Source organism: Streptomyces sp. NPDC096324, from assembly GCF_044763015.1.
In the GTDB taxonomy this organism is placed as follows: Bacteria; Actinomycetota; Actinomycetes; order Streptomycetales; family Streptomycetaceae; genus Streptomyces.
On record NZ_JBIWFK010000009.1, the window covers coordinates 355,941 to 379,420 of the forward strand.

Below are 23,480 nucleotides of genomic sequence, written 5' to 3' on the forward strand. Positions count from 1 at the left end.
CGTCGGCAAGAACGTGTCGCGCGGTGTGGACGCGGCGGCGCGCTACACGGGGGGCCAGGGGATCGCGGGCCAGTCGCCGCTCGGTTCCGGGTGTTTTCCGGAGGCGAGCATGCCCTCGACCCGGGCGCGTGTGGCCTCGGTCTCGGCGGGGGTGACGAGTTCGGCCAGGCGGGTGGCCAGGGGTGCGCCCGGGGCCAGGCCCTCGCGCAGGGAGGCCAGGACCTGGAGGGCCTCGTCCGTGAGCGGCTCCCCGGCCCATCCCCACAGCAGGGTGCGCAGCTTGTTCTCGGCGTTGAAGGTGACCCCGTGGTCGATGGCGTAGAGGCGGCCCTCCGGCGCGGGCAGCAGATGGCCGCCCTTGCGGTCGGCGTTGTTGATCACGGCGTCGAGGACGGCGAGGCGCCGCAGCCGGGCGTCGTCGGCGTGCACGAGCAGGGCCGTCTCGCCCTCGCCGACCTCGGCGAATCCGATGGCCTTCCAGCCCTCGGCGGGTTCCTCGCCCGGCACGAGCGCGAGCAGCCCGTCCCCGTCCTCGGTGGCCGACGGCTCGATCCACATCTGGCACATGCCCTCGCCGTACGGCCCGTCGCGCAGCACGGTGGTGGGCACGAGCCCCCAGCCGGTCGCCTCGGAGACCTCGTAGGCCGCGACCTCGCGCTGGGCGAGCGTGCCGTCGGGGAAGTCCCACAGCGGCCGTTCCCCGGCGACGGGCTTGTAGACGCAGAATGCCTCACGGTCCTCGTAGGACACGGAGCAGTAGAGCACCGCGTTCGAGGCCTCGCGGATCCGTCCGCGCACCTTCAGCTCGCCCCGGGCGAGCAGCTCGGCGGTCGTCACGCTCCGCGACGGTATCCGTTCTGGCGCGGACATACGTGTCCTTCCGGGTCGAGCGGGAGGCTGCACAGCGGGCAGGGGGGCCGGCCGGCGTTGACGACGTCGAGGGCCCGTTTTGCGAAGGCGCGGGCCTGGGCTCCGGTGAGCCGGACCCGGAGCATGGGCGGGCCGTTCTCCTCGTCCTGGAGCAGCCGCTCCTCGGCCTCGGCGAGGTCCTCGTCGGACTCCGCCTCGACCTCCACGAGCGCCTGCGCCTCGACGATCATGCGCTGTTCCTCGCCGTCCCAGGCCAGCGCCATGGTGCCGACCCGGAACTCCTCCTCCACCGGGGTGTCGAGGGGGGCGGTGTCGGAGACCTCGGTGGAGGCCATCGCGGGGACCGGGGCGCTGCCTCCGGTGCGCCGGACGACCTCGTCGAGGAGTTCGTCCATGCGCTCGGCGAGCGCGGCGACCTGGGTCTTCTCCAGGGCCACGCTCGTCACCCGGGGGCCGGAGGTTGCCTGCAGGAAGAAGGTACGGCGTCCGGGCAACCCGACCGTACCGGCCACGAAGCGGTCCGGGGGGTCGTAGAGGAACACCTGACGGGACACGTCCTGTCTCCATTGAATCGGCAGGGGAGCCGGGCGGCCATCGGCCCGCGTCGGCTGAGAACGGGTTGACAACTACTGTGCTGGTTCGACCGCTTCACCCTACTGCGGCCGACGATCACGGTGCGCCCGCACCGCCTCCGACCGGTGCGTCGCCCTCCGGGGTTTCCTCGCGCGGGGCCAGGGAGGCGAGATCACCGGTGTCCCCGAGACGCACGAGAAAGGGCCTCAGGCGGGTGTAACGGATCGCGGTGATGGAACACGGTTCCACAGAGATCCGCTGAAAGAGGTCGAGATGAAGTCCGAGTGCGTCGGCGACGAGCGACTTGATGATGTCGCCGTGCGAACACATGAGGTAGACCGCGTCACCGCCGTGGTCGCGCTCCACGCGCGCGTTCCACTCGCGTACCGCTTCGGCGGCGCGGGTCTGCATGGCCCGCATCGACTCGCCGCCCGGGAACGCGGCCGCGGACGGATGCGACTGGACGACGTCCATCAGCGGCTCGTCCTTGAGCTCGGCGAGCTTGCGGCCCGACCAGTCGCCGTAGTGGGCCTCCCCGATGCGTTCCTCGGTGTGCGCGGGGACCTCGGGGCGGGCCTCGAGCAGGGGCTGTACGGTCTCTTGGCAGCGCTGGAGGGGGCTGGTGACGACCTCGGCGATCGGCAGCCCGGCCAGTCGGCCGGGCAGGGCCGAAGCCTGCTGAGTACCGCGCTCGTCGAGCGCGACGCCGGGCGTCCAGCCGGCGAGGAGTCCCGCGGTGTTGGCGGTGGAGCGTCCGTGCCGGACGAGGATCAGGGTGGGCATGCGGCCCAGCGTAAACGGACGGCCCGGGAAGGCGGCGGGCCCTGTGGAAAGCGGCCCCCGGCGTGCGACGGGGCCACGGCGAAGGGAGAATGCGCACCGTGATCGTCGACTGCGCCATCTATCGTGACGGCCGCCGGACCGAGGGCGCCGACGACCTCTCCGAAGCCCTGGCGCAGTGCCGTGCCGGGGGCCACGCGTTCGTGTGGATCGGCCTGCACGAGCCGACGGAGAAGGAGTTCGACCTGGTCACGGAGGAGTTCGGGCTCCACCCGCTGGCGGTCGAGGACGCCCTCAAGGCCCATCAGCGTCCCAAGCTGGAGGTGTACGAGGATTCGCTGTTCGTGGTCCTCAAGCCGGTGTCGTACGAGCCGCGGAGCGACACGGTCACCTCGGGCGAGGTCATGGTCTTCGTGGGCGACTCGTTCGTGGTGACCGTGCGGCACGGCGAGGAGTCGCCGCTGAAGGCGGTCCGGCAGCGGTTGGAGTCGGATCCGGAGACGCTGCGGCACGGGCCGACGGCGGTGCTCCACTCGATCGCGGACGCCACGGTGGACCACTACCTGGACGTGGCGACCGAGCTCGGCACCGACCTGGAGGAGCTGGAGGCGGAGGTCTTCTCGCCCCATCTCGGCGGCTCGCGGCACACCGCCTCGCGGATCTACGCGTTCAAGCGGCAGGTCCAGGAGTTCCGCAGGGCGACGGTGCCGCTGGCGATGCCGCTGGCACGGCTCGCGGGCTCGGGCCTGAAGACGGCGGACGTGCCGTTCGTCGACGGCGAGGCGCAGCCCTTCTTCCGTGACGTCAACGACCACCTGCTGCGGGTCAACGAGTCCGTGGAGAGCCTGGACCGGCTCGTGTCCGACATCCTGTCGGCGCATCTGGCGCAGATGAGCGTGCGGCAGAACGACGACATGCGGAAGATCTCGGCGTGGGCGGCCATGGCCGCGGTCCCCACGATGATCGCGGGGATCTACGGCATGAACTTCGATCACATGCCCGAGCTGCACTGGCTGTGGTCGTATCCGGCGGTGATCGGGGGCATGGTCGTCCTGGAGTTCGCGCTGTTCCGGCTCTTCAAGCGGCGGGGCTGGCTGTAGGTCCGCGCGCGGTTCAGGCGAATTCCGGTGCCGTGGTGGCGGGGCCGTTCAGGGCGCCGCGCAGCTCGGGCATCTTCAGGGTGACCATCCGGCGCCAGCCCACTGCGCGCTCGTAGGCGTACACGGCGTGGATGCCCGCGGCCAGGACGGCCGCCCTGGCCCGGGACCAGCCGAGGAGGCGGCCCATGTGGGCCATCACGGCGAGGCTCACGTCGCGGTAGATGCGGATCTCGGCGAGGGCGCACTCGCGCAGTGCGCGCTGGATGGCGCGGCCGTGGCCGGCGTGGGCGAAGCGCAGCAGTTCCTCGTGGCAGTAGGCGAGGTGGTTGTCCTCGTCGGCCGAGATCATCCGCACCGCGCGGCCGATGTCGGGGTGGTCGGCGAAGTGCTTGCGCAGCAGGTCCATCTGCTCGGAGGCGCGCTGCTCGGTGACCCGGCTGTGGGCCAGATAGGTGACGATGTCCCGCACGGTGAGGGGCTGGTCGCCCTTGAGCTTGTCGTGCGCGAGGCCGATGCCGTGCCGTTCCAGGAGCATCGTGTAGTCGGTGTCGGGCGGCACCTCGACGGGTTCGAGGCCGCGCTTCTTCATGAGGGCGTTGAAGATGCGTCCGTGCTTGTCCTCGTCGGCGCCGTGCCGGGCGATCTTGGGGGCGAGGGCGCGCTCGCTCTCCGGGACCAGTGCGGCGATCCGGGCGTTCTCCCAGCCGCCCTGCGACTCCCCGCTCGCGGCGATGGAGCAGAAGAGGCGGTACGACTCGTCGTTGTCGAGGATTTCCTGGAACAGGCTCTTGGCGGACAGCATGATTGACACCCTCTCTGCAGAGTTGTGCAGAAAACGAGTCAAATGGGTTGTCTGGGACCCGGCAACCGATGTGTCCGACAAATCCGCCGAATGATGGACGACGCGGCGGGCCCGGAGGCGTAACCAAGGGGCCGTCGGCGCGTTGTTCTCCGTGACGGCCGTGGCGGGGAAGACCCCCGAGCCCCCACCACGGCCGCAGAAACCTCCCGGCGGCGATTCCGCCGGGGTTACGCGAGTCCGGCCCGCTCCAGGGCCTCGGAGCCGGCCCGCAGCGAGGCGATCCGGTCCTCCAGCGTGAAGCCCGCGGGGGCCAGCGTGAGCGTGGTGACACCGACGGCGGCGTACGCCCGCATGCGGTCGGCGATGCGGTCGACCGAGCCGAGCAGGGTCGTCTGGTCGATCAGCGTGTGCGGGACGGCGGCCGCGGCGCCCTCCTTGTCGCCGGACAAGTACTTGTCCTGGATCTCGGCGGCTTCCTTCTCGTAGCCCATGCGCTGCGCGAGCTGGTTGTAGAAGTTCTGCTTGCGGCTTCCCATGCCGCCCACGTACAGCGCGGTGTACGGGCGGAACATGTCGGCGAGCGCGGGGACGTCCTTGTCGGCGCCGACGGCGAGCGGCAGGGTCGGACAGACGTCGAAGCCCTCCATCGTCTTCCCGGCCTTCTCGCGTCCCGCGCGCAGGTGGGTGAGCGCGGTGTCCTCGATGTGCTCGGCCGAGGGGAAGATGAGCAGCGCGCCGTCCGCGATCTCGCCGGTCTGCTCCAGGTTCTTCGGGCCGATCGCGGCGATGTACAGCGGGATGTGCTCACGCTCCGGGTGCACGGTCAGCTTGAGCGGCTTGCCCGGACCGCCGGGCAGCGGCAGGGTCCAGTGCTCACCCTCGTACGACAGCCGCTCGCGGGTCATGGCCCTGCGCACGATCTCCACGTACTCGCGGGTGCGGGCCAGCGGCTTGTCGAACTTGACGCCGTACCAGCCCTCGGAGACCTGCGGGCCGGAGACGCCGAGGCCGAGGCGGAAACGGCCGCCCGAAAGCGAGTCCAGCGTCGCGGCGGTCATCGCGGTCATCGCGGGCTGGCGCGCCGGGATCTGGAAGATGGCCGAACCGACGTCGATGCGCTCGGTCTGGGCGGCGACCCAGCTCAGCACGGTGGCCGCGTCGGAGCCGTACGCCTCGGCGGCCCAGCAGACGGCGTATCCGAGCCGGTCGGCCTCCCGGGCGACGGCGAGGTTGTCCGCGTCCATTCCGGCGCCCCAGTAGCCGAGATTGATGCCGAGCTGCATGGCCGATCCCCTTACCGATCAGTAACGTCCCTTGTGCCCGAGACCCTAGCGTGCGGGCGCCCCCGGCGGGGAGCGGCATTCCGCTGGATTTCCGTTGTCCACAGGCCCCCACACCGCCGGTGCCGGACAGTAATCTCGGCGTCCATGGAGCAGAGGCATCTCGGCCGTACCGGCCTGCGTGTTTCCCGGATCGGGCTCGGCACCCTCACGTGGGGGCGGGACACCGACGAGCATGACGCCGCGGACCTCTTGAAGACGTTCTGGGAAGCGGGCGGGAACCTCGTCGACACGGCGGACGTGTACGGCGACGGGGAGGCCGAGTATCTCCTCGGGCAGCTCATGGAAGGGCTCGTTCCGCGCCGGGACCTGGTCATCTCGACGAAGGCGGGGAGCGTGCGCGAGCCGGACCGCCGCTTCGACGGCTCGCGCAGTCATCTGCTGTCGGCCCTGGACGCCTCGCTCGCCCGCCTGGGCACCGACTACGTGGACGTGTGGCACGTGCACGCCTACGACCCCGACACGCCGCTCGACGAGACCCTCCAGGCCCTCGACCTCGCCGTCAGCAGCGGTCGCGCGCGCTACGCGGGCGTGTCCAACTTCTGCGGCTGGCAGCTCGCCAAGGCCGCCACCTGGCAGCTCTCGGCCCCCGGTATACGCACCCGGCTGGCCAGTACGCAGATGGAGTACTCCCTGCTGCAGCGCGGCATCGAACGGGAGGTGCTGCCCGCCGCCCTCGACCTCGGCGTCGGCCTGCTGCCCTCCTCGCCGCTCGGGCGCGGTGTGCTCACCGGCAAGTACCGGGCCGGGACGCCGGCCGACTCACGGGGCGGTTCGGAACACCTCGCGCCCTTCGTGGCGCCCTATCTCGACGAGACGGCGAGTGGTGTCGTGGAGGCGGTGTCGATCGCGGCGGACGGTCTCGCCGTGACCCCGCTCCAGGTGGCGCTCGCCTGGGTCCGCGACCGGCCCGGGGTCGTCGCCCCCGTGGTCGGCGCGCGCAACGCACAGCAACTCGCGGCCGCGTTGTCAGTGGAGACGCTTAGTCTTCCTGACGAGATCTGCCGGGCGCTCGACGACGTGTCGGCCCCGGTGCACCACTATCCCGATCACGACTGGAGCACGCTGTGAGCACGGAGCCCGAGACCACTCAGGACGCGGAGCCGGAGACGCCGGGCGCGGACACGGCCGCCGGCGCCTCTGAGCCGACGGGCGAGGACGTGGACCGGGCGGACGCGCGCTCCGGCGACGAGGGCGACGGCACGGGCGCCGAGGGGACCGGGTCCGCCGAAGCGGCCGCGCAGGTGTCCGAGGCGGCCGCCGAGCTGGCGGCCCAGCGTGTGGAGCGGGAGCGGATCGAGCGGCGAAAGGCGGAGAAGCAGGCGCCGATCGAGGCCGGCGGCAAACTCAGCGGCACGGCCGCGGACCTGCTCGCGGCGGTGCGGGCCGTGGAGAGCGGCGAGAAGCCCGTGGCCACCGCCTTCCGCGAGCCGGATCCCGCTCCGCGCCGGGCCGCCCCGGAGCCCGTGCGGCGGCCTCAGCCGCTCGCGGCGCCGGCCGCACCGGCACCGGGCGCCCCGCCGGAGGCCGTCGCCGCCGTCCGTGCCGTGCTCGCCGGGGCCGGCGCCCCCGAGGGACTCGCGGCTCAGGCCGTCGCGGTTCTGGGCGAGGGCGCGGACGGCACGCTCCGCGAGGACCCCTGGCAGTTGCTGCGGGTGCCGGGGGTGCGGCCCGAGCAGGCCGACGGATTCGCCCGGGCGCTGCTCGGCGCGGAGTGCGGTCCGGACGACGAACGCCGGGGCACGGCGCTGACCGTGTGGCTGCTGGAGCAGGCCGCCGCCGCCGGTCACACCGCGCTGGACGCCCCGGCCCTCATCGCGGCGCTCTCCCAGCGCTCGGTTCCCGACCCGGACGGGGCCGTGCAGAGCGCTCTCGCGGAGGGCGAGGCCCTGGTCTTCCAGGACGCGCTGGACTCCGCTCCCCCGGCCGCGGCGGCCCCGGACGACGACGCGGAGGAGGAGCAGGAGCGCCCGGTGCGGATCCTGATCGGCCTGGAGCGGTACGCGCTGGCCGAGGAGAGCCTCGCCGACGGACTCGCCCGGCTGATGAACTCGGTGCCGAAGGAGGACGGTTCGGCCGCGGACTGGGAGCGGGAAGCGGCCTCGGCTCCCCGCTCGGCCGGGGAGCTGATCCGCGCGGTCGCCGCCCACGGCCTGGTGCTGCACACCGGCGGCGAGGCCTCGCGGTCCGAGGCGGCGGCGCTGCTGCACGCGGCCCGCGCGCTGGGACTGCGCGGCTGGGCCGCCGCACACACCTCCGGCGGCCGCGACGGCTTCGCCGCCCGGCTCGCCCGGCACGAGCCGTCGGACGACGCCGCGGACCGCCCCACGGTTGGCGAGGCGACCGGAGCCGCCACGGTCGCCGGGCTTCTCTCCGGCGCCGAAGGACCGGGCCGGGACACGGACGGCGCCCTGGACCTGGACGTCCTGGTCGTCCTGGACGGGCCGCAGCTCGACGTCGAGACGGCGGCCGTGCTCGCGGAGTCGCTGCCGGACGGGGCGCGCCTCGTGCTGAGCGGTGATCCGGGTGTGCTGTGGTCCGCGGGCCCCGGCCGGGTCTTCGCGGACCTGCTCGCCGCCCGCGCCTGCCCGCAGGTGGCCTCGCGGACCCCCGACCCCGGGCCCATCGGTGAGCTGGTCTCCGGGATCGGCATCGGCGAGCTCAACCAGGTCGAGGCGCCCGGCAAGGAGGTGGTGATCGTCCCCGTGCGCGACGCGGGCGAGGCGGTCCACCGGACGGTTCAGCTCGTCGCGGACTCGGTGCCGCGCGCGATCGGCGTCCCGGCCGAGCAGACCCAGGTCATCACCCCGGGGCACGGCGGCCCGGTCGGCACCCGCGCACTGAACACCGCCCTGAAGGAGCGGCTGAACCCCGGTCCCGGCCGCTTCGGCGGCTTCGACCCGGGCGACCGGATCGTCCACTCCCCCGCGCCGGGCCGTTCGCTGCCGGGCCGCGTGGTGAGGGCCGACGCCGAGGGGCTGCACCTGGACTGCTCGGGCACCTCTGTGGTCGTACCGAAGGAGCGCGTGGAGCAGACCGTGCGGCACGGCTGGGCGCTCACCGCGCACCAGGCGGTGGGGCTGCGCTGGCCGGCCGTCGTCGTGGTGCTGCCGGGGGACGCCGCGGCGGCCCTGACCCGGCCCTGGGTCTACACGGCCTTCGGGCGGGCCGAGCGGCATCTGTCCGTCGTGCACGGAGTGGAACAGGCGCTGCCGCACGCGGTGGCCGAGATCCCGCAGAAGCCGCGCACGACCCGCCTACAGGCCCTGCTGAAGGCGCAGGCTCCGGCTTCGGGCTGACCATCGGCTGATCCCGCGCGGCTGGGGGCCAGGGGCCGGGACCCTGTGTCGATCCAGGGGCTCCGGTCGACCTCGGGGCTCCGGCCGACCGCGGGACCTCGGGCAGCCGCAGGCCGGGCGGCCGTGGGACCGGGCAGTCGGTGGGTCCGGGAGTCGGTGTGTCCGGGCGGCCGCGCAACCGTTAGACCGGGCGGCTGGGCCGACCGCGCGACCGTGAGACCGGGCAAGCATGGGCCCCGGCGGCCGTCAGGCTCGAACGCACGGGTGGCGGTCACCGGAGTCCGGTGGCCGCCACCCGTGGGGCACTTTCGTGCCGGGTCGTCTCAGCGATCCGCGTCCAGCCGCTCCACGGAGTCGATGTCCGCGCCGGAGCCGAGGTCGTCCAGGTCGTCGTCGTCCGACTCCTCGTCGAAGACCGCGCTGACGTCGAAGCGGCAGACGACCCGCTGCGGGTCGATCGACTCGAAGGGGGTCTCCAGCCATTCACCGGGCTCGGCCGGTTCGTCCGCGGCGGTCACCCAGAGCGTGGAGTCGCCCTCCTCCAGTCCGAACTCCTTGTGCCGGCTGGCGATCTCATCGGGCTCGAACTCTCCGAAAAGGACCCCCAGCGCACCGTGAACGGTGCCGGCCGCCGCGTCGAAGCCCTCGTCGGCGGTGGCGCCGTCCTCCTCCACCGCCTCCACCCGCTGGGCCTGCGCCAGCAGCCGCTGGGGCTCCACCACCGCGTAGTCCCGGCGGATCACCACGCTGAGCGCGTTCGGCTCCTCGGGTCCGGTGTACGGAGGCAGCGTGTCGTCACCGCCGGGGATCTCGAAGGGCGTGACCTCGTCGTAGCGGTCGTAGAGGAGCTCGTCGTACTCCTCGGCCGCCGCGGCGAGCTCGTTGAAAGCCTCGTAGACGTCCGGGTCGTCATCGCCCGTCCTGCGCTCGACCGCGGCCAGGTGACGGTCGAGTGCGGTCTTGACAGCCTCTGCGGCGGCGCGTACCTCGGCAGCGGTGGGCTGCACAGCATCAGACATAGTGCAGACGCTATCCGTACAGGGGCTCTGCCCGCACAATAGATGCGATGCCGGAATACGAATTTGTCGACGTGTACGTACCTCGCGGGGTCTCCCGCAAGGAGACGACACGTCTGCTGACGGACCATGCCGAGTACGGACACTGGGAGTTGGACCGCCTGAGCCTGCTCCGCGACGGCAGCCGCAGAGTGCGGTTGCGCCGGCGGATCATCCGCCAGGTACGCGCCACGTGGTGACAGACGGCCGCTGAACCGGTGCGGGCCCCGCCTGCGCGAGGCCCGCACCGTCACTCACGTCACGGGAAAGCCGTAGCTCCCCGGTCGTGGCCGTGCCGCGCGGTGATCAGCCCTGCGGGCGTGAGGACACGTCTGCGCCCCACTCCCCGATGTGATCATCGCAACTTCTCTGGCTTGGACCACGTCTCCGCGTCACGCGGCGGCGCGTGCCCGGCGGTAGAGCACGGCGCCGGCCAGCAGCGCGGCGGCTGCCGCCGGTACGACCGCTCCGACCGGCAGCTCACTGCCCGTGTGGGCCAGCTCGGCGCCGCCGTCCGCGGCCGGCGTCCGCACGTCGGCCCGCGAGCCGGGCCCACCGACCTGCACGGCACCGGCACGATGCTTGCCACCGCCCGAGGTGGACGTGCCCGGGTGACCGGGGGTTCCGGGGTTGCCGGGCGTTCCGGGGTGACCGGGCGTTCCGGGGTGACCAGGGTGGCTCGGGTGACCAGGGTGGCTCGGGTGACCAGGGTGGCCTGGCTGACCCGGGTGCCCGGGGTGACCGGGGTGCTCACAGTCACCGTCATGACCAGGGTGGCCCGGGTGACCAGGGTGACCAGGGTGAGCAGGGTGGCCTGGATGTCCGGGCTGACCGGGGTGGCCCGGGTGTCCGGGCTGACCCGGATGACCGGGATGGCTCGGATGACCGGGATGGCTCGGGTGGCCGGGGTGGTGGCTGCCCTCGCCCCCTCCGTTCGCGCAACTGTCGCCCCCCGCCGCGTTGCCGATCCCGACGACGTTCACGCTGTTGCCGCAGACGTTCAGGGGGGCGTCGACCGGCGCCTGTACGTGGTTGCCGGAGCCCACGCCCGGCGAGTGGGCGGCGCTGCCGCCGGCCCGTGAGCCGCCGGAGTGGGTCCGGCCGGCCTGACCGCCCCGCTCGCCGTGACCGCCCTGATGTCCCCGGCCCGCGGACGAACCGCCTCCGCCGCCGTGGTTGACACAGGTGTTGCCCATCGCCGGGTTGAGCAGCCCGACCACGTTCACGGTGTTTCCGCAGACGTTGACCGGCACGTTCACGGGCGCCTGCACGGTGTTGCCCGACAGCACGCCGGGAGAGTTCGACGCGGAACCGATCGCGCCCGAGTCGGCGTGCGCGGAGACGCTGGTGACCGCGAGGACACCACCGGCCGCCGCCACGGTCATCAGGCCTTTGCGGGTGACCTGTCGCATAGCTGAAATCCCTGCCTTCAGTCCTGGGACGTGGACCAACAGTCCTTGGGACGTGGACCATCGAGAGCACACGCACACCACTGGGCGTACGCGGGAAAGCCGGTCGGCCCCGGAGCGCATGGCGCGCACTCCGGGGCGGACGAGCTCAGACCTTCACGAAGTGACCCTCATGAGGTGACCCGGGGGATCCCCCTCATGGGATGAGGCGCGACGTCAGTGGTTGAAGCAGGCGTTGCCGAAGGCGGGGTTCAGCAGCCCGATCACGGAAATCGTGTTGCCGCAGACGTTCACCGGAACGTGGACGGGCACCTGAACGACATTGCCGGAGGCGACGCCCGGGGAACCCACGGCGGCACCCTGGGCACCGGAGTCGGCGGCGGCCAGACCCGCACCCGCGAGAACCAGACCGCCCGTGGCGACAGCGGCGGCGACGATCTTCTTGATCATTATTCCTCCTGGTAGGCAAAACGCGGTCCAAAGCAGCGGATCGCAACACCTGTAACGAGGAGGGAGTAGTAGAGCTATGGGCTTATGGTCGCATTCACCCGTCCCGGGCGATCTCCGCACGCACGGGCGAATGCCGGCGTCAACACCCCGCGCCTCCCGGGCGGTTCGGCAGGTCAGCCCGCCGACGCCCGGGCGGGGCGTGCCGCCGGCGCCCCGTCAGGACGCGTCGATGAATCGGTCCAGTACACGCACGCCGAACTGGAGAGCGTCCACCGGGACCCGCTCGTCGACTCCGTGGAACATGCCCGCGAAATCCAGCTCCGGGGGCAGCTTCAGCGGGGCGAAGCCGAAGCAGCGGATGCCGAGATCGGCGAAGGACTTGGCGTCGGTGCCGGCCGAGAGCATGTACGGCACGGCGCGCGCGATCGGGTCCTCGGCCGAGAGCGCGGTCTGCATGGCGTCGACGAGGGCACCGTCGAAGCCGGTCTCCAGCGCCTTGTCCGCGTGCACGTCCTCACGCTTGACCCGGGGACCGAGGATCCGGTCGAGGTCGGCGAGGAACTCCTCCTCGTAGCCCGGCAGATAGCGGCCGTCGACATGCGCGGTGGCCTGGCCCGGAATCACGTTGACCTTGTAGCCGGCGCCCAGTTGGGTCGGGTTGGCGGTGTTCTGCAGCGAGGCGCCGATGAGCTTGGCGATGCCGCCGAGCCTGGCGAGCGTCTCGTCCATGTTCTCGGGGTCGAGCTCGGTGCCCAGGGCGTCGCCGAGTTCGTCGAGGAAGTGCCGCAGGGTCTTCGTCACCCGCACCGGGAACTTGTGCCGGCCGAGCCGACCGACCGCCTCGGACAGCTCCGTGATCGCGTTGTCCTTGTGGATCATCGAACCGTGCCCGGCGGTGCCGTCCACGGTCAGCTTCATCCAGTGCATGCCCTTCTGCGCGGTCTCGACGAGGTACAGCCGCAGCTTCTCGTTGACCGTGAAGGAGAATCCGCCGACCTCGCCGATCGCCTCGGTGACACCCTCGAAGAGATCCGGGTGCTTGTCCACCAGGTGGCGGGCGCCGAAGGTCCCGCCGGCCTCCTCGTCGGCGAGGAAGGCGAGGACGATGTCACGCGGGGGCTTGCGGCCCGTGCGCATCCGCTCCCGTACGACGGCGAGCGTCATCGCGTCCATGTCCTTCATGTCGACCGCGCCACGGCCCCAGACCATCCCGTCGGCGATCTCGCCCGAGAAGGGGTGATGGGTCCAGTCCACCGCGTTGGCCGGTACGACATCGGTGTGGCCGTGGATGAGGAGCGCCGGCCGCGAGCGGTCCTCGCCCTCGATGCGGGCCACGGTGGAGGCACGGCCCTTGTGCGACTCGAAGATCTGCGGTTCGAGGCCGACCTCGGCGAGCTTCTCGGCGACGTACTCCGCGGCCTTGCGCTCGCCCGGGCCCGAGTGGTCCCCGTAGTTGCTGGTGTCGATCCGGATCAGCTCGCGACAGAGGTCCACGACCTCGTCCTCGCCCGTGACGTTCCTGGTCCTGCCGCTCTCGCTCACGCTGGTTCCTCCCGCTGTCGCCGCTGGTGGTCACCCTCATCCTCTCTCCCACCCGCCCTCCCGCCCAAGGGCGGCCCCCGTCCGTCACGCGCCGTTCACGCCGCGACGGGGGGTGATCGGGGCACCTCCAAAGCCTGGTAATGTTTCACCTGTCGCCGCGAGGGAAACCCCGCGCGACAAACACCTTGTCCGGGTGGCGGAATGGCAGACGCGCTAGCTTGAGGTGCTAGTGCCCTTTATCGGGCGTGGGGGTTCAAGTCCCCCCTCGGACACCAGCGAGACCCCACTTCGGTGGGGTCTTTTGCGTATCCGGACCCCGCCCCGCCCGCCGCACCCTGCCCTCCACTCTCGCCGAACGATTCGGGAAGTCTTCGAAACTTTCGAGGACTTGTGAGGTTGCATTGATCTTGACAGGTGGACCGTCGACGATCTGTCTTTTCTGAACGGGCCACTCTGCCTGCCTGAGCAGGCACTTCATCCTCCCTTCGCCCTATCGAGGCCGACGAATGTTTCGACCATCGTGCCGAAACCATTGACACTTGACAGGGCCAGTTCAACACTGTGGGCGATTCGCAGCGCGTCACCTCACGAGAACGAGGAGGAAACACGCACATGACCGACGCATCCGCACATCCGCCGGGCAGCCGCAGCGGTCGCCCGGGGACGTTCCGTCACCTCAGGCTGCTCGTCAGCGGTGTCTGCACCATGCTGCTGGTCGCCGTGGCCGCGATGACCCTGCCCGGGACCGCACGGGCCGACACGGTCGTCACGTCGAACCAGACCGGCACCGACAACGGGTACTACTACTCGTTCTGGACCGACAGCAGCGGGACGGTGTCCATGAACCTGGGCTCCGGCGGCAACTACAGCACCTCGTGGAGCAACACCGGGAACTTCGTCGCCGGCAAGGGCTGGAGCAACGGCGGGCGCAGGAGCGTGACCTACTCGGGCACCTTCAACCCGTCCGGCAACGCCTACCTGGCGCTCTACGGGTGGACGTCCAACCCGCTCGTCGAGTACTACATCGTCGACAACTGGGGCACCTACCGGCCCACGGGAACGTTCAAGGGCACCGTCACCACCGACGGCGGCACGTACGACATCTACAAGACGACGCGGACCAACGCGCCCTCCGTCGAAGGCACACGCACCTTCGACCAGTACTGGAGCGTCCGGCAGTCGAAGCGCACGGGCGGGACCATCACCACCGGCAACCACTTCGACGCCTGGGCCCGCGCCGGGATGAATCTGGGCAGCTTCAACTACTACATGATCCTCGCCACCGAGGGCTATCAGAGCAGCGGGAACTCCAACATCACGGTGGGCGACGCGGGATCGGGCGGCGGATCCGGGGGCGGGGGCGGCGGCTCCGGCGGGTGCGCGGCGGCCCTCTCCGCCGGCCAGCAGTGGAACGACCGCTACAACCTGAACGTCACGGTCACCGGATCGAGCAACTGGACCGTGACGATGAACCTGCCGTCCCCGGCGAAGATCCTCTCGACCTGGAACATCAGCGCCAGTTACCCCAGCGCCCAGGTCCTGACGGCCAAACCCAACGGCAGCGGCAACACCTTCGGCGTCACCGTCCAGCCCAACGGCAACTGGACCTGGCCCACGGTGTCGTGCAGCACGAGCTGACCCCCCGCCCCCACAAGGCCGAAGGAGCCTTCGCATGAGATTCCGCAGGCGATCCGGACGACTCGGCTCGTTACGCACGCTGATCACGGGCCTGGCCGTCGTGGCGACGGCCGCCGCGGGCACCCTCGCCCTCGGCACCGGACCGGCGCGGGCCGCCACCTGCAACGGGTACGTCGGACTCACCTTCGACGACGGGCCGTCCAGCACCACCTCGACCCTGCTCAACGCCCTCAAGCAGAACGGGCTGCGGGCCACCATGTTCAACGAGGGCCAGTACGCGGCATCCAGTCCTGCCCAGGTACGGGCCCAGGTCGACGCCGGCATGTGGGTGGGCAACCACAGCTACACCCACCCGCATCTCGTCCAGCAGAGCCAGGCACAGATCGACTCGGAGATCTCCCGGACCCAGCAGGCCGTCGCCGCCGCCGGCGGCGGGACGCCGAAACTGTTCCGTCCGCCGTACGGGGAGACCAACGCGACGGTGAAGTCGGTCGAGGCCAAGTACGGCCTGACCGAGATCATCTGGGACGTGGACTCGCAGGACTGGAACGGCGCGAGCACCGACGCGATCGTGCAGGCGGCGGGCCGGCTCACCAACGGCCAGGTCATCCTCATGCACGACTGGCCGGCCAACACGATCGCCGCGATCCCCCGCATCGCGCAGGGTCTCGCCGCCCGCGGCCTGTGCGCCGGGATGATCTCCCCGGGGACCGGCCGCGCCGTGGCGCCCGACGGCGGCGGCACGGGCGGCGGTGGCGGCGGTGGCGGGTGCACCGCGACACTGTCCGTCGGACAGCAGTGGAGCGACCGGTACAACCTCAACGTCGCCGTCACCGGATCGAGCAACTGGACCGTGACGATGAACGTGCCCGCGCCCGAGAAGATCCTCTCGACCTGGAACATCAGCGCGAGCTACCCCAGCGCCCAGGTCCTGACGGCCAAACCCAACGGCAGCGGCAACACCTTCGGCGTCACCATTCAGACCAACGGCACATGGACGTGGCCGACGGTCTCCTGCGCCGCGGGCTGACCCGGCGGGACCGCACCGAGGAACAGCGCCGCCCCGCGTCACCGAGCACGGCGGGCGAGGGCCCCGATCACCGGATCGGGGCCCTCGCTCACTGTGTTCACGGTGTCACGGAAAGATGTGGGGCAGATCTCGTCACGCTGACATCCGCCCACGTCACAGCGCTGGAGGAAGGGGCCGGAGGAACCCATCGGGGACGCCTCGCATCGCTGATCCGCAGGTCCGAAGCTAGCGTCGTACTAAAATTGCAGGCTTGTTCGGAGCTGGACCGGAATATCCCCAGGCGTACCTGCGGGCCCACCGGCTCCCCGGAGTATCCGGGAACAACACGTGAGGACCCGATGGCAGCCCTCCAGCAAGGCCCCGCGCTCGCGTTGTCCGACGACGAGGTGCGCGCGGAATTCGGTGACCAGGCCCGCTTCTCCGCCGCCGCGGCCGCCTCGCCGCGCACCCTCGTCGACATCCTCGACGCCTCCGTACGGGCGTACCCGGACGAGCCCGCCCTCGACGACGGCCGGCGCGCCCTCACCTACCGCGCCCTGGCCGCCGAGGTGGACGTCGTACGGTCGCGGCTCGCGGAGGCCGGGGTCGGCCTCGGCGACCGGGTCGGCGTGCGGGTCCCGTCCGGCACGAACGAGCTGTACGTGGCGATCCTCGCCGTCCTCGCCGCCGGTGCCGCCTACGTCCCCGTCGACGCCGAGGACCCCGACGAGCGGGCCGAGCTGGTCTTCGGCGAGGCCGGTGTACGCGCGGTCGTCGGAGCCGGGCACGAGCTGACCGTCAACGGCCGCTCCGAGGTCCCCGCCGGGCGGCCCGGCGTCGAGCACGACGCGTGGATCATCTTCACCTCGGGTTCCACCGGCAAGCCCAAGGGCGTCGCCGTGAGCCACCGCAGCGCCGCCGCCTTCGTCGACGCGGAGGCGGACCTCTTCCTCACCGAGGAGCCCATCGGCCCCGGCGACCGGGTCATGGCGGGCCTGTCCGTCGCCTTCGACGCCTCCTGCGAGGAGATGTGGCTGGCCTGGCGCTACGGGGCCTGCCTGGTGCCCGTACCGCGCTCCCAGGTGCGCAGCGGCGCCGACCTCGGCCCTTGGCTGGTCGAGCAGGAGATCACCGTCGTCTCCACCGTGCCGACCCTCGCGGCCCTGTGGGAGCCCGAGACCCTCAACGAGGTCCGGCTGCTGATCTTCGGCGGCGAGGCCTGCCCGCCCGAGCTGACCCAGCGCCTCGTGACCGAGGGCCGGGAGGTGTGGAACACGTACGGGCCGACCGAGGCGACCGTCGTGGCCTGCGCCGCGCTGCTGACCGGCGACGAGCCCATCCGTATCGGGCTGCCGCTGAACGGCTGGGAGCTCGCGGTCGTCGACGAGGCGGGCGAGCCGGTGCCGATGGGCGGCAGCGGCCAGCTCGTGATCGGCGGGGTCGGACTCGCCCGCTATCTCGACGCGGAGAAGGACGCCGAGAAGTACGCGCCGCTCGTCTCACTGGGCTGGGAGCGGGCGTACCGCAGCGGTGACCTGGTCAAGGCGGAACCCGAGGGGCTGATCTTCCTCGGGCGGGCCGACGAGCAGATCAAGCTCGGCGGACGCCGGATCGAACTCGGCGAGGTGGACGCGGCGCTCCAGGCGCTGCCCGGTGTCGCGGGTGCCGCCGCGGCCGTGCGGACCGCGCGGGGCGGCAATCAGCTCCTCGTCGGCTATGTCGTGACCCAGGAGGGCTGGGACCAGGCGGCCGCCGTCCAGAAGCTGCGGGCCGAGCTGCCCGCCGCGCTGGTTCCGCTGATCGCTCCGGTCGAGGACCTGCCGACCCGGACGTCGGGCAAGGTCGACCGGAACGCTCTGCCCTGGCCGCTGGAGGGTCTGGAGACCGGCGGGGCCAAGGAGGCGCTCTACGGCACCGAGGCCTGGCTCGCCGAGCAGTGGAGCGAGGTGCTCGGCATCCCCGTCGGCGGGGCCGGCGACGACTTCTTCGCGATCGGCGGCAGCAGCCTCGCGGCCGCCCAGCTCACGACGCGGCTGCGCGCCCGCTATCCGAACGTCGCCGTGCTCGACATCTATCAGCAGCCGGTGCTGCGCAAGCTGGCCCGGCACCTGGAGAGATCGGGTCAGGACGACGGCGCGGAGCGGGTGATCGCGCCGGTCCCGGTGCGCGCCAAGCTGATCCAGTTGGTCGTACTGCTGCCGCTGTTCTGCCTGCTCGGGCTGCGCTGGACGGTGGCGCTGACCGCGCTCGGCAACGTCCTGCACCGGTTCGGCCCCTACCCGTGGGCGCCCGGCGCCTCGTGGTGGCTGGTGGCTGCCGGTGCGCTCGTTCTGTACAGCCCGCCGGGACGGCTCGCCGTCGCCGCGGGCGGTGCGCGGCTGCTGCTGCGCGGTGTGAGGGCCGGCCGGTATCCGCGCGGCGGGAGTGTCCATCTGCGGTTGTGGACGGCCGAGCGGCTGGCCGCGTTCAGCGGTGCGAACTCGCTGACGGGGTCCTGGCTGGAGCGGTACGCCCGTGCGCTGGGCGCCAAGGTCGGCCAGGACGTGGATCTGCACTCGCTGCCGCCGGTCACCGGCATGCTCAAGATGGGCCGGGGTGCCGCCGTCGAGTCGGAGGTGGACCTGTCCGGGTACTGGCTGGACGGGGACCGGCTGGAGATCGGCCCGGTGAAGGTGGGCGCCGGTGCCGTCGTCGGGACGCGCAGCATCCTGTTCCCCGGGTCCCGGGTGGGCAAGCGCTCCGAGGTGGCTCCGGGTTCCGCCGTGACGGGCCAGATCCCGACCGGGCAGCGCTGGGCGGGGGCGCCCGCGGTCAAGCTCGGCAAGGCGAAGCGGGCGTGGCCCAAGGACCGGCCGCAGCGCGGCACGTCCTGGCGGGTGATGTACGGCGCGACCGGGTTCGCGCTGAGCGCGCTGCCGGTGCTGGCCGCCGTCGCGGCGCTGCTGGTGGCCCGGGTGTTCGTGAGCGCGGACGCCGGGCTCGGCGCGGCGCTGCGCGGTGCGGCGCTCGCCCTGGTTCCGGCGACGCTGGCGTTCGGTCTCGCGTACGCGCTGCTGCTGCTGGTCGCGGTGCGGCTGCTGAGTCTTGGACTGCACGAGGGCACGCATCCGACGCACAGCCGGATCGGCTGGCAGGCCTGGACCGTCACGCAGCTCATGGACCGCTCCCGGGAGACGCTGTTCCCTTTGTACGCCGGGCTGATCACGCCGGTGTGGCTGCGGCTGCTCGGGATGCGGATCGGCCGGGGCGCCGAGGTGTCGACGGTGCTCGCGCTGCCGAGTCTGACGACGGTCGGGGACGGCGCGTTCCTGGCGGACGACACGCTGACGGCTCCGTACGAGCTCGGTGGCGGCTGGATGCGTATCGGGCGGGCCGAGATCGGGCGGCGGGCGTTCCTCGGCAATTCCGGGATGACCGCTCCGGGCCGCAGTGTGCCGGACGGCGGTCTGGTCGGGGTGCTGTCGGCGACGCCGAAGAAGGCGAAGAAGGGCAGCTCGTATCTGGGGCTGCCGCCGATGAAGCTGCCGCGTGCGGCGCAGGGCGGCGATCAGAGCCGTACGTACGAGCCGCCGGTCCGGCTGCTGTGGGCGCGTGGTCTGGTGGAGCTGTGCCGGCTGGTGCCGGTGTTCTGTTCGGCGGCGCTGGCCGTGCTGACGGTCGCCGCGCTGTGCGCGCTGGGGCCGTGGGCGTGGGCGTTCGCGGGTGCGGTGCTGCTCGCCGTGGGTGTGCTCGGGTGTCTGGTCTCCGTCGTGGCGAAGTGGCTGCTGGTGGGGCGGCACCGTGCCGGTGAGCACCCGCTGTGGAGCGGTTTCGTGTGGCGCAACGAGCTGGCGGACACCTTCGTGGAGGTCGTCGCCGTGCCGTGGCTGGCGGGATCCGTGCCCGGTACGCCGCTGATGACCGCGTGGCTGCGGGGGCTCGGCGCCCGGATCGGGCGGGGTGCCTGGGTCGAGAGCTACTGGCTGCCGGAGTCGGATCTCGTGACGCTGGGGGACGCGACGACGGTCAACCGGGGCTGTGTCCTGCAGACCCACCTCTTCCACGACCGGATCTTGCGGACGGATACTGTGGTCCTCCGTGAGGGCGCCACTCTGGGTCCGGGCGGAATCGTCCTGCCCGGCAGCACGATCGGGGCCCGCTCCACTCTGGGTCCCGCGTCGCTGGTGATGGCGGCGGAGTCCGTTCCCGACGACACCCGCTGGCTGGGCAACCCGATCGAGGCCTGGCGTTCGTAGCAGACGTGACCCGATCGGACAGGAAGGGCGGTACAGCGGAGAGTCGAGCACAGGGCAGGGAGCAGTCGCAGCAGTGAGCGTTCAGCAGACAGCGGGACCGGACCCCTATTTCCCGGCGAACGGTGATTCCCGTTACCGGGTGCACCGGTACGAGCTCGCGCTGGACTACCGCCCCGGCCCGAACCGGCTCTCCGGCACCGCGCGGATCAACGCGATAGCGGGCCGTTCCGCGCTGGCCGAGTTCCAGCTCAACCTGGCCGACTTCCGGATCGGCCGGGTCCGTGTCGACGGCAAGGCCCCGCACTACACGCACCGGGGCGGCAGGCTGCGGATCCGTCCGCCGAAGCCGGTGCGGGCGGGCGCCGCGTTCACCGTCGAGGTGCACTGGTCGGGCAATCCGAAGCCGGTCGGCAGCCCTTGGGGCGGGATCGGCTGGGAGGAGCTGGAGGACGGGGCGCTGGTGGCGAGCCAGCCGGTCGGTTCGCCGTCCTGGTATCCGTGCAACGACCGGCCGGCCGACAAGGCCGCGTACCAGATCTCGGTGACCACGCCGTCCGCGTACGCGGTGGTGGCGGGCGGGCGTCTGCTGACGCGGACGACGAAGGCGTCGACGACGACCTGGGTGTACGAGCAGCCCGCGCCGACCTCCAGCTATCTGGTGGGCCTGTCGATCGGGAAGTACCAGACGGTGCTGCTCGGCGATCCGGGCCTGTCCGGCGTACCGCAGTCCGGGCATCTGCCCGCGCAGCTTCTGCCCGAGTTCTCCCGCGACTTCGCGCGGCAGCCCGCGATGATGGAGCTGTTCCAGGATCTCTTCGGGCCGTATCCGTTCGGCGAGTACGCGGTGGTGGTGACCGAGGAGGAGCTCGACGTCCCGGTCGAGGCCCAGGGTCTCTCGCTGTTCGGCGCCAATCATGTGGACGGGGCGCGGGGTTCGGAGCGGCTGATCGCGCACGAGCTGGCGCACCAGTGGTTCGGCAACAGTGTGACCATCGCGGACTGGCGGCACATCTGGCTGAACGAGGGGCTGGCGAAGTACGCCGAGTGGCTGTGGTCGGAGCGTTCCGGCGGGCGCCCGGCCCGTCAGCTCGCCGCCGCCGCGCACCGGAAGCTGGCCGCGCTGCCGCAGGATCTGCTGCTGGCGGACCCGGGCCGCAAGCTGATGTTCGACGACCGGCTCTACCAGCGCGGCGGGCTCACGGTGCACGCGATCCGGTGCGCGATGGGCGACGAGGCCTTCTTCCGCATGCTGCGCGGCTGGGCGACGCTGCACCGGGGCGGCACGGTCACGACGTCCGTCTTCACCGGGCACGTCTCGCGCCACGCGGCCGAGCCGCTGGACGATCTCTTCACGGCGTGGCTGTACGAGACGGCGCTGCCGCCGCTGCCGGAGGCGGCCGCGCACCTGCCGAACGCCGCACCGCGGGTGCCGGCCAGGCCCGCCTATCCGCCCACCTATCCGCCGCCGGGCGCGGACCCGGCGCGGGTCCGGGGAGAATGACGCGATGACCAGCCGTTCCTGCCCTTGCGGGCTCCCCGGACCGTACGTGCGCTGCTGCGGGCGCTTCCATCGCGGCGAGGCCGCGGCGCCGAGTGCCGAGGCGCTGATGCGGTCGCGTTACTGCGCCTTCGTGAAGGAGGACGAGGGGTACCTGCTGCGGACCTGGCATCCCCGGACGCGGCCGGCCCGGGTGGAGTTCGACCCGGGGACGCGGTGGACCGGCCTGGAGATCCTGGACACCGGTCAGGGCTCGGCGTTCCACACCACCGGGACCGTGACCTTCCGGGCCTCCTACCGGGGTGGTTCGCTGCACGAGCGGAGCCGGTTCGAGCGGGTGGACGGGGCCTGGGTGTATGTGGACGGGGAGTTCCTGGACTGACCTCGGGCGGTCCGTCAGGGGGCCAGGACGTCCAGTTCCTGGAGTGCGCCGACGGTGATCTCGCGGGTGAGTTCCTCGGCGCGCGCGGCGTCGCCCTCGCGGACGGCTTCGGCGAGCTGGACGTGCAGGGTGACGGCGGCGGGGTCGGGGTCCTCGAACATGACGTCGTGATGGGTGCGGCCGGACAGGACCTCGGCGACGACGTCCCCGAGGCGGGCGAACATCTCGTTGCCGGACGCCTTGAGGATCACCCGGTGGAAGGCGACGTCGTGGACGAGATAGCCCTCGAGCTGGTGCCCGCGTGAGGTGGCGACCATGCCGAGCGCGCACTCGGTGAGTTCCGCGCACTGCTCGGGGGTGGCGTGCCGTGCGGCCAGTCCCGCGGCGACGGGTTCGATCGCCGAGCGCAGGACGGTGAGGGAGCGGAGCTGGTGGGGACGGTCGGCGCCGGCCAGCCGCCAGCGGATGACCTGGGGGTCGTAGACGTTCCACTCGGACTTGGGGCGGACCGTCACGCCCACGCGGCGGCGGGACTCGACCAGGTACATGGACTCGAGGACCCGGACCGCTTCGCGCATGACGGAGCGGGACACCTCGAAGCGCTGGGCGAGTTCGTCGGTGCGTAGCACGCTGCCGGGCGGGTAGTCGCCCGCCGTGATCGCCGGCCCGAGGCTTTCGAGTACGTGTCCGTGCAGTCCCCGGCCCCGTGTGGTCATGGGGTCAGGGTACGAGGCTTACGTCACGAACAAAAAGTCAGACTTATATGTCACACACTCTTGAATTCGTCGTACCTAATGCGTTTCAGTGGCGTCGACATCAGATGTCGACGAAGACAGCGAGAGCGTGATGCAGCACAGTCCCACCCCCCATGTCGTCGTGGTCATGGGCGTCGCAGGCACCGGGAAGACCACCATCGGCCCGCTGCTCGCGGCCCGGCTCGGCGTGCCGTACGCCGAGGGCGACGACTTCCACCCGCAGGCCAACATCGCCAAGATGACGGCCGGGACGCCGCTGACCGACGACGACCGGTGGCCGTGGCTGGACGCCATCGGGCACTGGGCGCACGGCCGGGCGGGGCTCGGCGGTGTGGTCAGCAGCTCGGCGCTCAAGCGCGTCTACCGGGACCGGCTGCGCGCGGCCGCGCCCGGGGTCGTCTTCGTGCATCTGTCCGGCGACCGCGAGCTCATCGAGGACCGGATGTCGCACCGCAAGGGGCACTTCATGCCCACGGCGCTCCTGGACTCGCAGTTCGCCACGCTCCAGCCGCTGGCGGCGGACGAGGCGGGGGTCGAGGTCGACGTCTCCGGCGGGCCCGCCGAGATCACCGAGCGGGCCGTCGCGGCGCTCGGCGCTCTCGAACCGCCCCGGCCGTAGCGCCCCCGGCCTCGGCCCGGCCTCAGCACCCCGGGGCTCCCGACGCCGTACCCCATACCGGTACCCGTACCCGTACCCGTGACAACGCTGTCGCCCGGGCGGCAGCGCTCACCACCCTCCCCGT

Annotated in this window: 20 protein-coding genes and 1 tRNA gene; 11 read left to right on the forward strand and 10 right to left on the reverse strand. The window is 71.8% G+C overall.

Annotated elements, in window-relative coordinates; genetic code table 11:
- Positions 1-42: 42 nt before the first annotated feature.
- The 3 genes from ACIQ7M_RS26530 to ACIQ7M_RS26540 form a co-directional block, all read right to left on the reverse strand.
- Positions 43-870: an SCO1664 family protein gene (locus tag ACIQ7M_RS26530; protein ID WP_389848373.1), complete on the reverse strand. Its 828-nt coding sequence runs from the start codon at positions 868-870 to the stop codon at positions 43-45.
- The gene (locus ACIQ7M_RS26535) at positions 834-1,424 is read right to left on the reverse strand and encodes a DUF3090 domain-containing protein (protein WP_355764310.1); all 591 of its coding nucleotides are present in this window, start codon (positions 1,422-1,424) and stop codon (positions 834-836) included. Before ACIQ7M_RS26535 ends, ACIQ7M_RS26530 begins: the two co-directional genes overlap by 37 nt.
- Positions 1,425-1,539: 115 nt before the next feature.
- Positions 1,540-2,226: a histidine phosphatase family protein gene (locus ACIQ7M_RS26540; protein ID WP_355764313.1), complete on the reverse strand. Its 687-nt coding sequence runs from the start codon at positions 2,224-2,226 to the stop codon at positions 1,540-1,542.
- Between the two features lie 98 nt (positions 2,227-2,324).
- On the opposite strand from ACIQ7M_RS26540, the gene corA reads away from it, so the two are divergent.
- Positions 2,325-3,323, forward strand: a complete 999-nt coding sequence (corA, locus tag ACIQ7M_RS26545; RefSeq protein WP_355764383.1) for a magnesium/cobalt transporter CorA — start codon at positions 2,325-2,327, stop codon at positions 3,321-3,323.
- A gap of 13 nt (positions 3,324-3,336) precedes the next feature.
- Here corA and ACIQ7M_RS26550 read toward each other — a convergent pair whose 3' ends face one another.
- Both ACIQ7M_RS26550 and ACIQ7M_RS26555 read right to left on the reverse strand, forming a co-directional pair.
- Positions 3,337-4,125 carry a ferritin-like domain-containing protein gene (locus tag ACIQ7M_RS26550; protein ID WP_403648733.1) on the reverse strand — a complete coding sequence of 263 codons (789 nt, stop codon included), beginning with the start codon at positions 4,123-4,125 and terminating at the stop codon, positions 3,337-3,339.
- A 227-nt stretch (positions 4,126-4,352) separates the two neighbouring features.
- Positions 4,353-5,408, reverse strand: a complete 1,056-nt coding sequence (locus ACIQ7M_RS26555; protein ID WP_355764319.1) for an LLM class F420-dependent oxidoreductase — start codon at positions 5,406-5,408, stop codon at positions 4,353-4,355.
- A gap of 144 nt (positions 5,409-5,552) precedes the next feature.
- On the opposite strand from ACIQ7M_RS26555, the gene ACIQ7M_RS26560 reads away from it, so the two are divergent.
- Together ACIQ7M_RS26560 and ACIQ7M_RS26565 are read left to right on the forward strand one after the other, a co-directional pair.
- Positions 5,553-6,536 (forward strand): aldo/keto reductase, encoded by a 984-nt coding sequence (locus tag ACIQ7M_RS26560; RefSeq protein ID WP_389848381.1) that lies wholly within the window; start codon positions 5,553-5,555, stop codon positions 6,534-6,536.
- Entirely contained in the window at positions 6,533-8,764 is a 2,232-nt protein-coding gene (locus ACIQ7M_RS26565; protein ID WP_403648737.1) for a helix-hairpin-helix domain-containing protein, read from the forward strand. Before ACIQ7M_RS26560 ends, ACIQ7M_RS26565 begins: the two co-directional genes overlap by 4 nt.
- A 323-nt stretch (positions 8,765-9,087) precedes the next feature.
- On the opposite strand, the gene ACIQ7M_RS26570 is transcribed toward ACIQ7M_RS26565, so the two are convergent.
- Positions 9,088-9,783 carry a hypothetical protein gene (locus ACIQ7M_RS26570; RefSeq protein WP_389848385.1) on the reverse strand — a complete coding sequence of 232 codons (696 nt, stop codon included), beginning with the start codon at positions 9,781-9,783 and terminating at the stop codon, positions 9,088-9,090.
- 47 nt (positions 9,784-9,830) lie between these two features.
- Here ACIQ7M_RS26570 and ACIQ7M_RS26575 point away from each other — a divergent pair, with 47 nt between their 5' ends.
- The gene (locus tag ACIQ7M_RS26575) at positions 9,831-10,019 is read left to right on the forward strand and encodes a DUF5703 family protein (protein ID WP_081223519.1); all 189 of its coding nucleotides are present in this window, start codon (positions 9,831-9,833) and stop codon (positions 10,017-10,019) included.
- 192 nt (positions 10,020-10,211) lie between these two features.
- On the opposite strand, the gene ACIQ7M_RS26580 is transcribed toward ACIQ7M_RS26575, so the two are convergent.
- The 3 genes from ACIQ7M_RS26580 to ACIQ7M_RS26590 all read right to left on the reverse strand — a co-directional run bounded on the left by ACIQ7M_RS26580 (position 10,212) and on the right by ACIQ7M_RS26590 (position 13,220).
- Positions 10,212-11,231, reverse strand: coding sequence for a chaplin family protein (locus tag ACIQ7M_RS26580; RefSeq protein ID WP_403648741.1), 1,020 nt, complete (start codon positions 11,229-11,231; stop codon positions 10,212-10,214).
- 213 nt (positions 11,232-11,444) lie between these two features.
- A complete protein-coding gene (chpH, locus tag ACIQ7M_RS26585) occupies positions 11,445-11,678 on the reverse strand; it encodes a chaplin ChpH (protein ID WP_386986593.1) in 234 nt (77 codons plus the stop codon).
- Between the two features lie 216 nt (positions 11,679-11,894).
- Positions 11,895-13,220, reverse strand: a complete 1,326-nt coding sequence (locus tag ACIQ7M_RS26590) for a M20/M25/M40 family metallo-hydrolase (protein WP_403648744.1) — start codon at positions 13,218-13,220, stop codon at positions 11,895-11,897.
- Between the two features lie 187 nt (positions 13,221-13,407).
- On the opposite strand from ACIQ7M_RS26590, the gene ACIQ7M_RS26595 reads away from it, so the two are divergent.
- The 6 genes from ACIQ7M_RS26595 to ACIQ7M_RS26620 all read left to right on the forward strand — a co-directional run bounded on the left by ACIQ7M_RS26595 (position 13,408) and on the right by ACIQ7M_RS26620 (position 21,982).
- Positions 13,408-13,495: transfer RNA gene (locus ACIQ7M_RS26595), tRNA-Leu, on the forward strand.
- 337 nt (positions 13,496-13,832) lie between these two features.
- Complete coding sequence (locus ACIQ7M_RS26600) at positions 13,833-14,858, forward strand: glycoside hydrolase family 11 protein (protein ID WP_403648747.1); 1,026 nt, start codon at positions 13,833-13,835, stop codon at positions 14,856-14,858.
- 34 nt (positions 14,859-14,892) lie between these two features.
- Complete coding sequence (locus ACIQ7M_RS26605; protein ID WP_403648750.1) at positions 14,893-15,888, forward strand: polysaccharide deacetylase family protein; 996 nt, start codon at positions 14,893-14,895, stop codon at positions 15,886-15,888.
- Positions 15,889-16,226: 338 nt separating this feature from the next.
- Positions 16,227-20,102: a Pls/PosA family non-ribosomal peptide synthetase gene (locus tag ACIQ7M_RS26610; RefSeq protein WP_403648753.1), complete on the forward strand. Its 3,876-nt coding sequence runs from the start codon at positions 16,227-16,229 to the stop codon at positions 20,100-20,102.
- 73 nt (positions 20,103-20,175) lie between these two features.
- Positions 20,176-21,603 carry a M1 family metallopeptidase gene (locus ACIQ7M_RS26615; protein ID WP_389848396.1) on the forward strand — a complete coding sequence of 476 codons (1,428 nt, stop codon included), beginning with the start codon at positions 20,176-20,178 and terminating at the stop codon, positions 21,601-21,603.
- A gap of 4 nt (positions 21,604-21,607) precedes the next feature.
- Entirely contained in the window at positions 21,608-21,982 is a 375-nt protein-coding gene (locus tag ACIQ7M_RS26620; RefSeq protein ID WP_386986578.1) for a YchJ family protein, read from the forward strand.
- A gap of 14 nt (positions 21,983-21,996) precedes the next feature.
- On the opposite strand, the gene ACIQ7M_RS26625 is transcribed toward ACIQ7M_RS26620, so the two are convergent.
- A complete protein-coding gene (locus tag ACIQ7M_RS26625; protein WP_355764352.1) occupies positions 21,997-22,698 on the reverse strand; it encodes a FadR/GntR family transcriptional regulator in 702 nt (233 codons plus the stop codon).
- A 130-nt stretch (positions 22,699-22,828) separates the two neighbouring features.
- Here ACIQ7M_RS26625 and ACIQ7M_RS26630 point away from each other — a divergent pair, with 130 nt between their 5' ends.
- Positions 22,829-23,356 (forward strand): gluconokinase, encoded by a 528-nt coding sequence (locus ACIQ7M_RS26630; protein ID WP_403648758.1) that lies wholly within the window; start codon positions 22,829-22,831, stop codon positions 23,354-23,356.
- The last annotated feature ends 124 nt before the right edge of the window (positions 23,357-23,480 follow it).

What these genes read in the sequence shown, in the direction of transcription:
- ACIQ7M_RS26530 (WP_389848373.1), bottom strand. Translation starts at nt 870, where the DNA reads ATGTCCGCGCCAGAACGGATACCGTCGCGGAGCGTGACGACCGCCGAG.
- ACIQ7M_RS26540 (WP_355764313.1), bottom strand. Translation starts at nt 2,226, where the DNA reads ATGCCCACCCTGATCCTCGTCCGGCACGGACGCTCCACCGCCAACACC.
- ACIQ7M_RS26550 (WP_403648733.1), bottom strand. Translation starts at nt 4,125, where the DNA reads ATGCTGTCCGCCAAGAGCCTGTTCCAGGAAATCCTCGACAACGACGAG.
- ACIQ7M_RS26555 (WP_355764319.1), bottom strand. Translation starts at nt 5,408, where the DNA reads ATGCAGCTCGGCATCAATCTCGGCTACTGGGGCGCCGGAATGGACGCG.
- ACIQ7M_RS26560 (WP_389848381.1), top strand. Translation starts at nt 5,553, where the DNA reads ATGGAGCAGAGGCATCTCGGCCGTACCGGCCTGCGTGTTTCCCGGATC.
- ACIQ7M_RS26570 (WP_389848385.1), bottom strand. Translation starts at nt 9,783, where the DNA reads ATGTCTGATGCTGTGCAGCCCACCGCTGCCGAGGTACGCGCCGCCGCA.
- ACIQ7M_RS26575 (WP_081223519.1), top strand. Translation starts at nt 9,831, where the DNA reads ATGCCGGAATACGAATTTGTCGACGTGTACGTACCTCGCGGGGTCTCC.
- ACIQ7M_RS26580 (WP_403648741.1), bottom strand. Translation starts at nt 11,231, where the DNA reads ATGCGACAGGTCACCCGCAAAGGCCTGATGACCGTGGCGGCGGCCGGT.
- chpH (WP_386986593.1), bottom strand. Translation starts at nt 11,678, where the DNA reads ATGATCAAGAAGATCGTCGCCGCCGCTGTCGCCACGGGCGGTCTGGTT.
- ACIQ7M_RS26600 (WP_403648747.1), top strand. Translation starts at nt 13,833, where the DNA reads ATGACCGACGCATCCGCACATCCGCCGGGCAGCCGCAGCGGTCGCCCG.
- ACIQ7M_RS26605 (WP_403648750.1), top strand. Translation starts at nt 14,893, where the DNA reads ATGAGATTCCGCAGGCGATCCGGACGACTCGGCTCGTTACGCACGCTG.
- ACIQ7M_RS26610 (WP_403648753.1), top strand. Translation starts at nt 16,227, where the DNA reads ATGGCAGCCCTCCAGCAAGGCCCCGCGCTCGCGTTGTCCGACGACGAG.
- ACIQ7M_RS26620 (WP_386986578.1), top strand. Translation starts at nt 21,608, where the DNA reads ATGACCAGCCGTTCCTGCCCTTGCGGGCTCCCCGGACCGTACGTGCGC.
- ACIQ7M_RS26625 (WP_355764352.1), bottom strand. Translation starts at nt 22,698, where the DNA reads ATGACCACACGGGGCCGGGGACTGCACGGACACGTACTCGAAAGCCTC.
- ACIQ7M_RS26630 (WP_403648758.1), top strand. Translation starts at nt 22,829, where the DNA reads ATGCAGCACAGTCCCACCCCCCATGTCGTCGTGGTCATGGGCGTCGCA.